Origin of the sequence: Brevibacillus borstelensis (assembly GCF_037834415.1) — a bacterium.
GTDB classification, from domain to species: domain Bacteria; phylum Bacillota; class Bacilli; order Brevibacillales; family Brevibacillaceae; genus Brevibacillus; species Brevibacillus borstelensis_A.
Window position 1 is genome coordinate 32,459 of sequence record NZ_JAUMSJ010000026.1, and the last position, 14,441, is coordinate 46,899.

Here is a 14,441-nt window from a genome sequence, read left to right on the forward strand (position 1 = left end):
CGCTTTTTTCAGGGCCTTCCATTTTGTTTTTTATTTACACAAAACAGAGGCTACCTCATGATGAGATGGCCTCTGTTTGACTTGCAGACTTCTGTGCTATGTGGCTCGCTGCTTTTTTGTGTTTCGCAGCCGCCTACACCTTGAATCTTTGAACTAACGTGTTCAATTCCTCCATCATCTTGGAAAGAGCTTCTGCAGACGAAGCGATTTCTTCCATAGCCGCCAGCTGTTCTTCTGTGGCGGCGGAGACGTTTTGCGAACCGGAGGCGGTTTCATTGGCGATGTGGGCGATCTGACGAATCACGTCCATAACTCCGTCCATTCCGGCCTTTAGCTTTTCTGCAGCAGAAGCGACATTGTCAATCTGCTGCGCGACCTCTCCAACCGAGCCCTGAATGTGGCCAAAGGATTCCCCTGCGCCATGCACCAGCTGGATTCCTTCCCGCACTTCCTGGGTCGCTGATTCCATCGATGTGACTGCCTTCGCCGTTTCGGCCTGAATGGCTGCGATCAAGTCAGCGATTTGCTGTGCCGATCCGGACGACTGTTCGGCCAGCTTCCGCACTTCGTCCGCGACTACGGCGAACCCGCGGCCGTGTTCGCCGGCCCGAGCAGCCTCGATCGCGGCATTGAGCGCCAGCAGGTTGGTCTGTTCGGCTATGCCAGTAATCACCTGGACAATATCGCCGATCTGCGTGGAACGTTCGCCCAGTCCCACGACAACCCCGGAGAGCTCTTCTACCGTGTGATTGATGGAGTTCATTTGATCAATGACAGTCTGAATCGCCTTGTTCCCCTCCAGCGATCTCTCCGATGCCTGCTGGGATGTGTGGGTGACAGTGAGTGCGGCATTCGTAATCCGCTCCACCTCGCCTGCCATTTCATCGACAACACGACTGGCACCGTCAAGCTGATCGGCCTGTTTCTGGGAGCCTGCGGCTACTTCCTGAATAGCCACGGCTACCTGCTCGCCGGCCTGAGAGCTTTGCTCAGCCGAAGCAGACAATTCTTCTGCGGTAGACGCTACGGACAGCGTGCTGCCCCGCACTTCCCGGATCACTTCCTGCAGGTGGCTTGTCATCTTGTTAAAGTCTTCGGCCAACTGCCCGATCTCATCTTTTCTGATGACCTGCACCTGATCGACCGTCAGATCTCCTTGCGACACCCGTCTGGCGTGCTCCGCTATTTTTACGATCGGACCTGTGATTCGTTGGGCAACAAACCAGATGATCAGCGTCCCCAGAACGAGGGAGAGACCCAAAATCACCAGAACATAATAGAAGACCTGGTTAGCTCCTTGATTGAATTCAGACTGGTAAGCGCCGACCCCGACGATCCAGCCCCAATGGGGGTCCTGCTCAACATAGGCTATTTTGGTCTCGGTATCGTCTGCTCCCGCTACTTCCCATTCGTACGTCACATATCCGCCGCCGCTTGTTCCCTTTTCCACGAAAGCTTGCACCAAATTGACCCCGTCCGCCGAGACAGACGCGGTGATATCCTTGCCTTCATTGGCGGGATTCATAATACTGATGCCCTCTGGGAGAATAGCCCAGGCGTAGCCGGTTTCCCCCATCGTATATTTCTGTACAAGCGGTCGTTTATTATCGCTCCCTTTAGGGCCGAGGATTTCCTCGCGCAGCCTTTCCTTCGCTTCCTCTAGCTTCAAATGGCCCGCATCCACCTCTTTTTGCAGCAGCGTAATCATTCCAAGTACCATTTGAACGTTTCCCTTCAGCCGATCCATCCCCGCATAATCCAGCTCCACTTTGGAACGTTCATAGCCAACCATTCCAATGATCAAACTGGGGATCCCTAGCAACAACAAACAGATGATCAATAAGCGGCTGCGCAAATTCATGGGCCGCTTCTCTTTTTCTACCGCCATTTCCTCTCTCTCCCTTCCGAGTTCGGTTTTCATGGGTACTTATTCCCTGTTTCCCACAACCATAAACAGGAAAAATTGCAGAGATAAAAGGCGGAATATTCAGTTTTCATTCCACTGACGAACTTCCCAATCCATATGCCACTTTATCAAGGCCCCGGGCGCTGGTTTCTTTTAGCTGAACACATATAAAAAAATGCCCAGGAGCAGCAATGCGCAAATCCCGTAGAAAACGCCAAGCTTTTTCCAGTGCTGTCTGGCTAGAACGCCGTACGGTTTGTCCTTGGGGCCAAAGGCGACCAGCAGAGTGGCAGCCAGAGCCACAGCCATCAACAAAAAAACCAGTATGATCAGCTTCGTCAATTTGCCTCACTTCTTTCCGTTTCCCTTTCTGAGATCATCACGTTTCCATTATCCGCTCCATCGGACACAAAAACACCATCCAATCCGGGTTTATTTTCCTCATCCACTTTACTATCCTAACTTCTAGGAAGCAGAAACGAAAGGAAGGATGCCGCATGTCCCAAATTGAAAACGAGCAAAAGCGCCACCCCGTCTACAAGCAGACCGCGGCAGAGCTGGAACGGCGGATTTCCTGCGGCGAGTTCCCCGCGGGAAGCCGACTTCCCTCGGAACGCCCGCTGGCAAAGGAATGGAACGTGAATCGCAGCACTGTCGTCGCCGCCTACGAAGAGCTGAGGGCGGCGGAATCGTCGAGCGCAAACTTTCACCCCTTTGAAGACTGCAGTTCAATTACTTGCGCACCGAATGTCAAACAGTCGCGGCAGATCGAGACGCCCGGACCGAGAGCCAGCTCGCCCGCTTTGTCGTTGCTTTTTCCGCAAAAGGAACAGCTCGTAAGGTAGTCGGTCCCTGTCGGTCGGATTGCTCCCGCTTTTTCGGTTGCTTCGGCTGCTTCCGCTTTTTCGGTGAATCCGGCAGCTCGCGTTTTTTCCGCGGCATCATAGAGCTGCTCGACGACCTCTTTTTCGATGTAGTCGAATTCGCCCTTCAGCTTTAGGGAGACCGTCGTGTAGGCAATAGCCATTCCCTCATAAAACCGCTGCCTGTCCAGGCTGTCGCTGTTGGCCCTGTTTTTTTCGCAAAGCTCGATCAGCTTGTCAAGCTCTTGGATGGTATCCTCGATTTTGGCGCCGCGAAACGTTTTTTTGCGAAAATCCTGATCCATCTGTTTCACCCTTTCCTACTCACTTGTATACATTTGTATACAGATATTTCTTCGCAACCAAAACAGTTCCTGCCAAATTTTAGCTTTTGATGAAAATAACGGCCCCTACCCTCTTTCCTTCCCCTGCTGCCAAGGACATTTGTCCGGCTTTGTCGAATATGATCATGTTCGTAAATAAGCGTGTGTGGAGGCATCGTCCATGAAACCTATCGCCGACATTGCTAAGCTCGTAGACATTACGGAAGAGGATCTGGAGTTTTACGGAAGGTACAAAGCAAAGCTTTCCTCCGATCTTTGGGAAAAGGTACAGGATCGCCCTGACGGCAAACTGATCCTGGTGACCGCGATGAATCCCAATCCCGCAGGAGCCGGGAAGACACTGACCACCATCGGACTGTCCCAAGCGCTCAACAAGCTGGGGAAAAGAACGATTGCAGCGCTCCGCGAGCCTTCGCTCGGGCCCTGCCTTGGGATGAAAGGCGGAGCCACCGGCAGCGGCAACGCGCAAATCCTCCCTGCAGATGAGATCAACCTGCATTTCACCGGGGACATTCACGCGATCACAGCCGCTCACAACCTGCTCGCCGCCATGATCGACAACCACATTTTTCACGGAAATAGACTGAGGCTGAACCCGAAAAAAATCGTCTGGAAACGGGCGATGGATATGAACGACCGCTCCCTGCGCAATATCGTGATCGGGCTCGGGGACGGAAACGGGCAAACAAGAGAAGACGGCTTTATGATCACGACGGCTTCGGAGATCATGGCCATTCTCTGCCTGAGCGAAAACATGAGCGACCTGCGCGAACGGCTCGGCAGGATCATCGTCGGCTACGACTTCGATGACAAGCCGGTAACGCCGGCGGACATCAACGCCGTAGACGCCATGTGCGTGCTTCTAAAGGACGCGCTCAAGCCCAACCTCGTCCAGACGTCGGAAGGCACGCCCGTGATCGTCCACGGTGGTCCGTTTGCCAATATCGCCCACGGCTGCAGCAGCGTCATCGGTACCCGGCTGGCGCTGAAGCTGGCTGACTACGTCGTGACGGAAGCCGGCTTTGGAGCCGATCTGGGGGCCGAAAAATTTTTCGACATCAAATGCCGGAAAGCGGGACTCACTCCGTCTGCCGCTGTTCTCGTCATCACGGCTCGGGCGCTCAAATACAACGGCGGCATCCCTGTCGCCCAGCTGCACGAGGAAAATCTGGACGCCCTCAGCGCGGGCTTCGCCAACGTCCGGCGGCACATCGAAAATTTGCAGTCGTTCGGCATCCCGGTCGTCGTCGCGCTCAACAGCTTCGCCACTGACACGGAAGCAGAGCACAGCCTGATCATCTCCAAATGCGAGGAGCTTGGCGCAGAGGTGGCGCTCTCCCGGGTGTGGGAGGCAGGCGGCGAAGGCGGACTTGAGCTGGCCGAGAAAGTAGTGGCAGCGGCCCAGTCTCCTTCTTCGTTTGCCTATTTGTACGATGACCGGCTGCCGATTCGTGAAAAGATCGAAACGATCGTCAAAAAGCTGTATCGAGGTTCTGGCGTGATTTTCTCCAAAGCGGCTGAGCAGACGCTGCGCAAGGCGGAAGAAATGGGCCTTTCGCACTTCCCGGTTTGCATGGCGAAGACGCCCTACTCGTTCTCCGATCAGCCTGACCAGTTAGGCGCTCCTACTGATTTTACGATTCACGTCAGCGAAATCCGGATTTCCGCAGGCGCCGGCTTCCTCGTCGTGCTGACCGGCAGCCTCGTCACGATGCCGGGCTTGCCCAAAGTGCCGGCGGCAGAATCCGTGACCATCGGCGAAGGCGGACAGATTCAAGGACTGGCTTGACGAAAGACCTCTCAAAACTGGGGTAGACAGGCACATTTACTGCCGTGTTGCGTGAAACGGCAGCGGAAGAAACAACTACGGCAATTGCTGATGAAGCATAAAAAGGTGCGGGGAGCCATTTTCCCTGCACCTTTTTCATAACCAATGGGGATCGCGCTTCATAAAAAATGACGCCTTTATACTTGCGGCCGCCAACAGCGCGGGCTCGGCTTACTGCGCGGAAAACGCCTCCGCCAGCAGTCTGTAGGACCTGAGCTTTCCCTCAAAATCATGCGTGATCGTCACAACCATAAATTCCGTCGTCTCGCAGGCTTCGCTCATCTCCAGGATTCTCGCTTTTACCTGTGCGGGATCGCCAACGATCATCCGCTGCCGGTTGGCCAGGATTCTCTGTCGGTCAAACGCCGTATACGGATACTGTCTGGCTGTCTCTATGGACGGGACACCGCGAGCCGCCTCCCCTTTTTCAAGCAGCAGCAGGGTAAGGTCCAGGCTCGATGCGGCTGCTTCCGCCTCTTGCTCCGTGTCGGCGCAGATCACGAAGACCGCCACCATCGACTGCGGCTCGCTGCCCAGCAGGGACCGACGAAAGCGGCGGCGATACCGGCGCATCGCTTCTTCGCCCCCTTCTCCGTTGATAAAATGAGCAAATGCAAAAGAAGCCCCTCGCTCCGCTGCCAGCCGGGCGCTCTCGCTGCTTGAGCCGAGCAGCCATACTTCGGGAGCCGTATGGATGAAAGGCGTGGCCCGAAGTCCGGCAAATGAATGATGCGGATCGAGCGCATCGTGCAAATAGGCGATCAAATCGTCCAGCAGATCGGGATACTGGTCAAGACCCGGAGCCTTCCCTTCCTGCAGCGCTCTCGTAGCCAGCGGCATGCCTCCCGGCGCTCTTCCTACACCCAGATCGATCCGGTTCGGATGCAAGCCTTCCAATACGCGGAAGTTTTCCGCAACCTTGTACGCGCTGTAGTGCGGGAGCATCACCCCGCCCGAGCCTACCCGCAGATGTTTCGTGTGAGCGGCCAGGTGGGCAATCAGAACCTCCGGACTGGAGCCGGCGAGACTGTGGCTAAAATGGTGCTCCGATACCCAGAATCGATGGTAGCCCAGTTTATCCAGCTCACAGGCCAGCCTGGTCGTTTGCGCCAATGCTTCTGCAGCCGTGCTGCCCTCCGGGATCGGAGATTGATCCAAAGCGCTTAAACGGATCACTGGTCTCCCTCCTTATCATAGCTTCCTGATTGCTTCCTTATTATGTACAAGTATACACCCTTGCAGAAACCCGGAGTCTTTTTCTACAATGAAAACACAAAATCTGTTCATCCGCACTGCGTCAGCGCGAACAAACTGCCTGTACCAAAGGAGACTTACGATGAATTCCAAAAAAGTAGAAGAGCAAATCATTGAAAATTACCAGCGTGACGAGGGCATGATGATCCTGGTCTTTGCCCAATGGTGTGTGAATCACGGACTGGATGCGCATGAACTATACCGCCGCGCGTATCCCGGGCAGGCAGAAAATCCGCTTCTGCGCCAAATGACAGACATCACCGTCCCGAAAGAGGAATCCGAAGAAATCCCGGATTCGACGCTGCTGGGCGTCCTCTCGCTGTTTGGCAATGACGATCTCGCTTTCGTCGTAAACGAAGAAATCGAAAAGCGCCAAAAATAAGACAAGACAACTACAGATCGTCCGAAAAAACAGCGGAGCCTCCCTGGCAACGGGAGGCTCTTTCGTTTGTCGGGAAAGCCCTGTGTTTCCTTTTTGCCCCCTACAGTGTAAAGTGGCTGGTCATCCGATTTAATTCCTGCACGTTTTTCAAGCTCCCCTTGGAATACTCCGTAAGCTTGTTGTTCTCTTGCGCAATCGTTTCGGAGAGATGAACGATCGTCTCGATATCCTGGGAATTTTCCTGTATCGTCTGGTTTACTTTTCCCGTCGCCTCCGCGGTGCTCTTGATCGATTCGGCCAAATCCTCGAAAGTGCGGTTGAATTCGCCGAGCAGCATCTGAAAGTGCAGAGCGTCCCGGTTATACGTATCCGAAGTTTCCATCAGCTCGTCAAAGCTCGCTCTGACGTTTTGGTCCACAAAATCAAGCAGCCGGGTCAGACTGGCGGACAGATTGTGTACCGAATCCTTCACTGTGCCGATGATCTGCTGGATATCGGTAACTACCTTGGACGATTCGGAAGAGAGCTTCCGCACCTCTTCGGCGACGACTGAAAAGCCTTTTCCGCTCTCCCCTGCCCGTGCCGCTTCAATCGCCGCGTTCAGGGCAAGCAAATTGGTCTGGGAAGCAATGCTGTGAATCGCATCGACCAGCACATGGATATGGTCTACTGATCTGGTCGATTGATCCATCGCGACTTCGGCCTGGGCTTTCACTTCGCTGTAGATGAGGTTTGCCTTTTGGCTGGAGGAGGCGGCTGTCTCTTTCAAGTGGCCCGCCCGCTCGCTGACATTTTGCGCCACATGAACGGACTCGTTTGCTTTCTCTGAAACGGACTGGATCACATCGCTCACTTCCGTCAGCGTAGCGTCAATTTCCTGCGAAATCGCGGCTGTCTCCTGCACGCGGCTGGAAATCTCTTTCGTCGCCAGGGAGGTTTGAGCGGAGCGGCTGCTGACGTCGTCACTGACGGTTTGCACGGCATTCGCCTTCTCCACGATGGACTCTGTAACGTTGACCAAGCCTTCTGCCATTTGGCGCAGTTCGGCCCGCATCTTCACGATGGCGTGGAACACTCGTCCCAGCTCGTCCTGCGAGGTCATGAACTTCTCATGCCCCTGCTGCTCTGTGAGGTCAAAGGCGGCCGTCTTTTCGATCAGCCCGGACATCATCCGGACCGGGCGGGAGATGATTTGCCCCACAAACCAGGCGATCAGCATCGATCCGATCACGATGACCAGCAGCTGCAGCATGAATTTCGACCGGTTGGCGGCTACCGCCTGGTCAACCTCGTCATGGTTGTAGACGATCTGAATCATACGCGAGCGGCTGAGGTCACTCGACATTTCATCCAATTTATACGGAACAAACCGGTACGTGACGGATTTTCCCTCCCGACCGAGAGTCGCTTCCTTTACGGTCTGGGTCTGATACGATTCGTTGAAAACAGACTGCAGCTCAGGACTGACCCGCAGAGACTTCCCTGCTTCATCCGTTTTGCCCAAAGCATAACCGTCATGACTGAATACCGTAATGTCATCGATGGAGGCATAGCGTTCCATCAATTTGTTCGATACGTCCAGGAAGTTGAACTTTTGGAACAGGGGCGTCCCTTGCAAATTCATTCCCAATTCAAGCAAGTGCTTGTGATCGGGAGTGGGCATATAGGCAAATTTGTTGATCGATCCGGTATTGACCGACACCTCCATGCCATCCGCGATAAAATCCTTTCCGGCGATTCTCGCTTTCAGTACTTCGGTAAATGCCCCGGCATTGCCAAAATCAAGACCGATATCGCCCGTATTGCTGGAGTGGATGATTTTGAATTGCTTGTCGAGCACGAAAATATCCATTCCGCCAAACTTCTGTTTGTAGCTCGCGAGGTCCCATGACGAGAAATCGGGATTCCGGCTGTATTCCTCCATCAACTCCGCCATACTTTTTCTCATCTGCTCTTCCATTTCCACGTCAAACACCTGATAGGCCACATCGACTGCCTTGATCGAATTCAGCACGCTCTCTTCCACCAGCATCAACTGCGTGTTTCGTTCCGTGACAATCGTCTGCTCCAGCTGCCTGTTGTCGAAAAACGAAATCGCCAGCGTACTGATCAGACTGAAACAAAGGATGGCCAACACCACTTTGTTTCGATACGATATTTTTCGCAGCATGTCTCCACATCCTCCACTGTTCGAAAGCGGGTTGCTCCAGCGTCCCGCCGAAGCACTCGCCTTTTTCTCTCTATGTAAATGCCTCCTAGAGGCAGGATCGTCGGCAATGCCAATCGATTGCCGCATGCCGGGCAAAGAAAAAAGGCTTATCCATCCGGATGAACCTTTTTGAAAGAAAGATCCTGTAAGACCGTTCAATCGGCCCGCTTTTTAGTAACTTTGAATTATTTTCGTTTAAAATTCACGTTTATTATATTACTTGAGTCATACAAAAAAGACAAATACGAATCCCCGATGATTTCCATTCCATCCGTCAATCGTCGTGACCGTTTCGGTCAGGCCCGAAAAGCAGCAACCAAGGAGCGAAGCTCTTCCGCCATTTTGGCCAAAGAAGCCGCCGAAGATGATACCTCCTCCACGCCGGCCAGTTGCTCCTCGGCTGCGCCGGAAACCGTTTGCGAGCTGGCCGCCACCGTCCTGGAGCCTTCCCCGATCATATTCGCGGCTTGCAGGGCATGCTCGCTGCTGGCGGAGACTTGTTTGGCCGCCGCAGAAATCGCTTGAATGCGCTCGGTCACTTGGTCTACAAACTGTTTAATTTCACTAAATTGATCGCCCGCAGTGTTTACCGTCTTGATGCCTTCTTGCACCTCTTCAATTCCTTGCTCCATTTTTTCCACGGTCTGCTGTGTATTTTGCTGGATGCCGCCGATCAATCGGGCGATCTGTTCCGCGGATCGGGCCGATTCCTCTGCAAGCTTGCGAACCTCGTCCGCCACGATCGCAAAACCGCGGCCATGCTCGCCTGCTCTCGCCGCTTCAATCGCGGCGTTTAGCGCAAGCAGGTTTGTCTGCGCGGCAATTCCCGAGATGACTTCGACGATTTTGCCTACTTGCCGGGAGTGCTCGTCCATTTCCTGAACAGCTTCGGACAGATGCCCGATCGTAGCGTCCAGAGCGTCCATCTGCTCGACTGCTTGCCGAATCGTTCGATTGCCCTCTTCCGCCCTTTGCGACGCCTGCACGGATAGAGAGGAGGTTGCCTCTGTCTGGTCCGCAATATGCTGCATGCCCGTCGCCATCTGATTCATGGCCGCCACGCTGTCTTCCGCACCTCTGGCCTGTTTTTCCGCCGTGACCACCACTTCCTGAATGCCGGAGCTGATCGCCTCCGACGCTCTGCTGGTCTGCTCGGCGCTCGCTGACAGCTCTTCTGAGGAAGCCGCTACGCTTTCCGCGCTCACATTGATCTGCCGGATCAGACTTCGCAAATTACCTGCCATCTGGTTGAACGAACGTGCCAAATCCCCGATTTCGTCGTTGTTCTTGACGTGTATGTCCGCTCTCGTCAAATCCCCGGTCGCGACCTGCCGGGCAAGCTCTGCTATTCGTTTCACCGGTATGGATATCATCCGGGAGATCAGGTACCCGATCACGACGGACAGGACAAACGCCCCCAGACTAAACCAGACGAGATTCGCTGTCGCTCTGGAGACGCTTTGCGTATTGGCGCTGCTCCCATCGGCCATCAGCTGCTGCTGGCGGGTGACAATCTGGTCAATCGCCGGCTCCAGTTGTCTGCCCAGAGGGAGAATGTCGTTCATGTACGACTCCAGCACCTTCGAGTCGTCTGCCTTCTGCTGAACCATTTGCAAAAGCTCTTCGGACTCCGTTTTGAATTGCTCATACAGTTTGGCGAATGAGCGGAGCGTTTCCATGTCTTCCTCGTTCTGAATCAGGGACTCCGTGTCCATGATCACCGCCTCCATTTGCTGATCACTCGTCTGCAAACTGTTTAAAAATTGACTGTCTGCCGTCAGCAAATACCCCCGCAAGCTGTTTGATTGCTTCACGGAGAGCACTTGCATTTTTTGGGCGTTGCTCAAAATAACGGCCCGTCGGTTGACCAGGTCCGAATAAGAGTCATCCACCTGATCGAAGTAGTAATAGGCGACACCCGCTGTCATCGCAAGCAGTGCGGCGATACTGAAGAAGGCTGCAATCAATTTGGTTCCGATCGTTGCTTTCACAATTCACACCCCGTTACATGGTTAGGTTGCAATCCGCAAGTGGCGAATCGGGAGAAGTCCTTTTGGCCCATCCATAGTTTTCCTAGAGTCCCTCTCCCCGCTGTCGTACAATGTTTGTTGTGCGACACAAGAAAGGGGATTTTGCACTAGTGACAAAAGACATTTTGCCAGCGGACGAGTGGGTCCACGTACAACCCGGAAGCTTGACGGACGACCACATCATCGCGATGTTTTTGCATTTGCGAACCCATTCCACTTACACACTCCGAAATTATCAGCGGGCGATTTCTCAGTTTCGCGAGTTTGTCTCCTGTAAACCATTGCGGAACGTAACCTGGAAGGAAATCGAAGCGTATTTATACAGCTTGTCAAAAGGCCATTGCAGCAAACGGCAAAAACCGTTGGCTCCGGCCACAGTAGCCAGTCTGCTTGCCCCCTTGCGCTCGCTGTACAAATGGGGTAGCGACCCGAACGTGAACATGTTTCCTCACGACCCTACGACATCCATCCGTTCCCCGAAGGTGACCGTGACGAGCAAGCAGCACTATTTGACCCGGCGCGAGACAGTGCTTTTCTTAAACGAGCTAAAGAGACAGGGAGACCGGGATTACCTGATTGGTTTGACCCTGGTCATGCTGGGGCTGCGCGTATCTGAATTAACGCAAATGACATGGGGTCACTTTCACACCGACCCTTCAGAAACCTCGATTTGGCTAACCGTAGTGCGGGGAAAAGGAGGAAAACAGCGGGATGTGAAGGTGCCCCCAAAATTGTGGAGCTTGTACAAGCAATACTCCGCTCAGCTAAAGCCTCAAGCTTCTTCCGAACGCATCTTCCCTTTGTCGGTCAGACAGGTGGAACGAATTATCCGAACAGCCAGGGAGACCAGCCGCATCGGAAAAAAGATCACTCCTCACTGGCTTCGCCATACCAACGCCACGCTTGCTCTCCTCAACGGCGCTTCTTTGCAGCAGGTGCAGGAGCATTTGGGGCACTCGCACATCACGACTACACAGCGCTATCTCCACACTGTTGAACAAATGCAAAAAGCAGCTCCCGACTTTGTCGAGAACTGCCTTCAGGAAGCGCTGCGCCTCTAATGGATGCCTGGCAAGAAGTTGCTTTGACTGGGACAATTATCTATAATTGTAATCAAATTTGTAGAATTTTGTCGCACAACAAACATTGTACGACATTCTGACAAAATCAGAAACGATTTCCTTCCGGAAAGACAAAAACTCCCTCAAGAGGAGTTTTTGTCTTTTTTCTATGAACCTATACCCATACGTCCGCCACTATCTCCTTCACTGCACAACCACTTTGTCCAGCTTCGAGGAAAGGTGGCCGAACGGATTGTAGCCGATCACGACCAGCTTGTCTTTGGCCGTCACCAGCAGGTGATAGTGAGACCCTGGGCCTTCAATCGCATAATCATAGACGGAGGATATGAGCCGAACCTGATCGGGGATGGCCTGACGCTTAAACGGCTCCCACTCATGCTCGAAGATGTGTCCATCTTTGGTAATCCGCAGCCTGCCGCTGATGGCCAGCACACCGTTCTCCTTGGCGTCACCCGTCTTTGCTTTGATCGCTTCCAGCTTAGCCACATAGGGCGGTACCTTGTGTACGATGATTTCATGCACCCGTCCATTTTCATCGAGAGCCCAGACAGATTCCGGCTCCACCGTATACCGGATGAAATATTCCGGGGCCAATGCCTTCAGCTTTGGCAGGCCTTTCATAGGCGCAAAAGAAAAGGGCGTATCCGCCGATTTATCCGCATAGTATGCCCGGCCGTCGTCTGTCAAGGCGAAGAAGGTGTGGTTGTTTGCGTACAAAGCGGTGACGCGCGATGTCCATGCCGGGTCCGCCACGGCAAACTCCGCTTTTCCGGGGATGATCTTCGATACAACAGAATGTCCGGCCCTCTCCTCGTATTCGGGCTTGAATTCGACTGTCAGGAAGCGGTCGTCTTTGGTCTGAAGCAGCAAATGCTCTTCTCCGCCGACAACATTTTTGACCGGAGCGGGCAACGACAGCGTTTGGCATGCTGTGAACCGGTCGCTCCAGATGCGTACTTGCCCGTCTTTATCCAATGTCACGGGGAGTTTGTAGATACTCGCCAGCTTTTCAATATTCGCCGGACCCTGTACCTGGTAGGCGGATCGGTCGTCGGCAAGGCTCCAGATCGAACCGTCACGCAGGACAAAATAGGGCCTCTCCAACTGCGTCACTGCCTGCCGGATGTTCGCCAATTCACCGATTTCCGTCCAACGGTCGAAGATCACCGGGATTCTTCCCAGCTGTCCCGTCATGTTGCTCCCCCATGAATAGACGTGACCGTTATTGTCCAGGGCGAGTGCGTGATCCGTCCCCGCCTTTACGTCGGCGATGCCCGACAGACCGTCGATGGGCACCGGGGCTTCTACCATGTCGGGGCGGTTTTCTCCGAGCAAGCCGCTGATGTTTTCGCCCCATCCCCAGACGGAGCCATCGGCTTTCACGAAAAAGTACGTTCCGTTCCCCGCGACTGCCAACGCCTTTGCTCCATCCGCCTGCGGCATCCGCTGCAGCGCTTTTTCTTTGGGGGCAAAGACGTACACTTCCCCTTTGTCCGTTTGGATCAACGCATGACCGTCATAGCCGGTACTCACCCGAGCAACCCTGCCAGGCACTTCGACGGGTTGCGCGTTCTCATCCGCAAGCCCGCCTGATCGTCCGTTCAGGTACAGGAGCTTGCCGTTTTGCTCCAGGATAAACAGGGAAAAGAAGGACGCGTCTATTTCACGGATGTTCGCCAGCTCCGGCAAGCGGGCCAGCTTCTTCGTTTCTTGGTCCAGCCGCCAGACTGTTCCATCCCGCTTGAGCAGGTACAAGGCGCCGTGCATCTCCATCTCTCCTATGGAGAGGATGTCACGAAGGCCGTCCACCTGTTTGGGACTCTTTCCCTCAGCCAACTGCCACACATCCCCGTCAGTGGTCAGGGCGAAAGAGCCGGAGATTTGCCGGACGCGCTTTAAGCCTTCCAGACGCTTCGGAAAGGAGACGGCCTCTTCCGCGTATCCCCAAGACCAGACTGTCCCGTCTTTGGCGATGGCATAGGAGATTCCCGGCTTCCAGCCGTAACCGGCTTCGTCGAAAATTTTACCAGTCGAGATCGCTGCGATACCGTCTAGTTCCCGGTATGGTTTCAGGTTGCGCCAATTGGCCTGCGGTTTGCTGTCATGCTTGGAATTTCCCGGGTTCGCAGGCGTTGCCACGCTGGCGGGATTTGCCGATTTCCCGGAATGGACCGGATTCTCCGGCGAGCACGAAGACATCTGTACCTGAATATCCGCCTGCTTCCCCGGCGACTGCGCCAGAGGCTTATTTTCTGCAACGAGAGTCTCTGCCGCAGAGACCACCGGCCCCGCCGAACGATCATAACCGTACACGCCCCCGTAGAGTATCAGCGAACAGAGCATGACAGACAACCACTTCATCCTTCTCATTTTCACTACTCCCTCATCTGACTATTTGCTAGTTGTAAGACGTGATCACCCCCAAGTTCGTTTCAAATATTTTCCACTTAAAAAAAGACGGCCAAGGCATTGCTGTGCCTGCAGCCGTCTCTCTTATCGCCGCTATCTTTCGTCTAAATGTCAGCCGCTCCCCGGATACGGGA

The 14,441-nt window shown here is 54.1% G+C and carries 10 protein-coding genes and 1 pseudogene; 4 read left to right on the forward strand and 7 right to left on the reverse strand.

Features of this window, described 5'->3' with window-relative positions; genetic code table 11:
• Nucleotides 1-133 precede the first annotated feature (133 nt).
• Entirely contained in the window at nt 134-1,888 is a 1,755-nt protein-coding gene (locus tag Q3F21_RS18715; protein WP_340256459.1) for a methyl-accepting chemotaxis protein, read from the reverse strand.
• 171 nt (nt 1,889-2,059) lie between these two features.
• Nucleotides 2,060-2,248: a hypothetical protein gene (locus tag Q3F21_RS18720; RefSeq protein ID WP_340256462.1), complete on the reverse strand. Its 189-nt coding sequence runs from the start codon at nt 2,246-2,248 to the stop codon at nt 2,060-2,062.
• Between the two features lie 155 nt (nt 2,249-2,403).
• On the opposite strand from Q3F21_RS18720, the pseudogene Q3F21_RS18725 reads away from it, so the two are divergent.
• A pseudogene (locus Q3F21_RS18725) lies at nt 2,404-2,609 on the forward strand (GntR family transcriptional regulator); the annotation flags it as partial.
• Nucleotides 2,610-2,612: 3 nt separating this feature from the next.
• On the opposite strand, the gene Q3F21_RS18730 reads toward Q3F21_RS18725, so the two are convergent.
• Nucleotides 2,613-3,074: a ClpX C4-type zinc finger protein gene (locus Q3F21_RS18730; protein ID WP_340256465.1), complete on the reverse strand. Its 462-nt coding sequence runs from the start codon at nt 3,072-3,074 to the stop codon at nt 2,613-2,615.
• 199 nt (nt 3,075-3,273) lie between these two features.
• Between Q3F21_RS18730 and Q3F21_RS18735 the strand changes: the two genes are divergently transcribed.
• On the forward strand, nt 3,274-4,902 hold the full coding sequence (locus Q3F21_RS18735) for a formate--tetrahydrofolate ligase (RefSeq protein ID WP_340256468.1): 1,629 nt from the start codon (nt 3,274-3,276) through the stop codon (nt 4,900-4,902).
• Nucleotides 4,903-5,112: 210 nt separating this feature from the next.
• Here the strand turns inward: Q3F21_RS18735 and Q3F21_RS18740 are convergent, their stop codons facing one another.
• Complete coding sequence (locus Q3F21_RS18740; RefSeq protein WP_340256471.1) at nt 5,113-6,117, reverse strand: LLM class flavin-dependent oxidoreductase; 1,005 nt, start codon at nt 6,115-6,117, stop codon at nt 5,113-5,115.
• Nucleotides 6,118-6,277: 160 nt separating this feature from the next.
• Here Q3F21_RS18740 and Q3F21_RS18745 point away from each other — a divergent pair, with 160 nt between their 5' ends.
• Nucleotides 6,278-6,577: a hypothetical protein gene (locus tag Q3F21_RS18745; RefSeq protein ID WP_340256474.1), complete on the forward strand. Its 300-nt coding sequence runs from the start codon at nt 6,278-6,280 to the stop codon at nt 6,575-6,577.
• 100 nt (nt 6,578-6,677) lie between these two features.
• Here the strand turns inward: Q3F21_RS18745 and Q3F21_RS18750 are convergent, their stop codons facing one another.
• A complete protein-coding gene (locus Q3F21_RS18750) occupies nt 6,678-8,747 on the reverse strand; it encodes a methyl-accepting chemotaxis protein (RefSeq protein WP_340256476.1) in 2,070 nt (689 codons plus the stop codon).
• 335 nt (nt 8,748-9,082) lie between these two features.
• Nucleotides 9,083-10,777 (reverse strand): methyl-accepting chemotaxis protein, encoded by a 1,695-nt coding sequence (locus Q3F21_RS18755; RefSeq protein WP_340256479.1) that lies wholly within the window; start codon nt 10,775-10,777, stop codon nt 9,083-9,085.
• A 149-nt stretch (nt 10,778-10,926) separates the two neighbouring features.
• On the opposite strand from Q3F21_RS18755, the gene Q3F21_RS18760 reads away from it, so the two are divergent.
• Nucleotides 10,927-11,877: a tyrosine-type recombinase/integrase gene (locus Q3F21_RS18760; RefSeq protein ID WP_340256482.1), complete on the forward strand. Its 951-nt coding sequence runs from the start codon at nt 10,927-10,929 to the stop codon at nt 11,875-11,877.
• A 204-nt stretch (nt 11,878-12,081) separates the two neighbouring features.
• Here Q3F21_RS18760 and Q3F21_RS18765 read toward each other — a convergent pair whose 3' ends face one another.
• Entirely contained in the window at nt 12,082-14,268 is a 2,187-nt protein-coding gene (locus tag Q3F21_RS18765) for a regulator (protein ID WP_340256485.1), read from the reverse strand.
• Between the last annotated feature and the right edge of the window lie 173 nt (nt 14,269-14,441).

Bases quoted from the DNA above. Each gene is read 5' to 3' on its own strand.
- Q3F21_RS18715 (WP_340256459.1), bottom strand. From the start codon at position 1,888: ATGGCGGTAGAAAAAGAGAAGCGGCCCATGAATTTGCGCAGCCGCTTA.
- Q3F21_RS18730 (WP_340256465.1), bottom strand. From the start codon at position 3,074: ATGGATCAGGATTTTCGCAAAAAAACGTTTCGCGGCGCCAAAATCGAG.
- Q3F21_RS18735 (WP_340256468.1), top strand. From the start codon at position 3,274: ATGAAACCTATCGCCGACATTGCTAAGCTCGTAGACATTACGGAAGAG.
- Q3F21_RS18745 (WP_340256474.1), top strand. From the start codon at position 6,278: ATGAATTCCAAAAAAGTAGAAGAGCAAATCATTGAAAATTACCAGCGT.
- Q3F21_RS18750 (WP_340256476.1), bottom strand. From the start codon at position 8,747: ATGCTGCGAAAAATATCGTATCGAAACAAAGTGGTGTTGGCCATCCTT.
- Q3F21_RS18765 (WP_340256485.1), bottom strand. From the start codon at position 14,268: ATGAGAAGGATGAAGTGGTTGTCTGTCATGCTCTGTTCGCTGATACTC.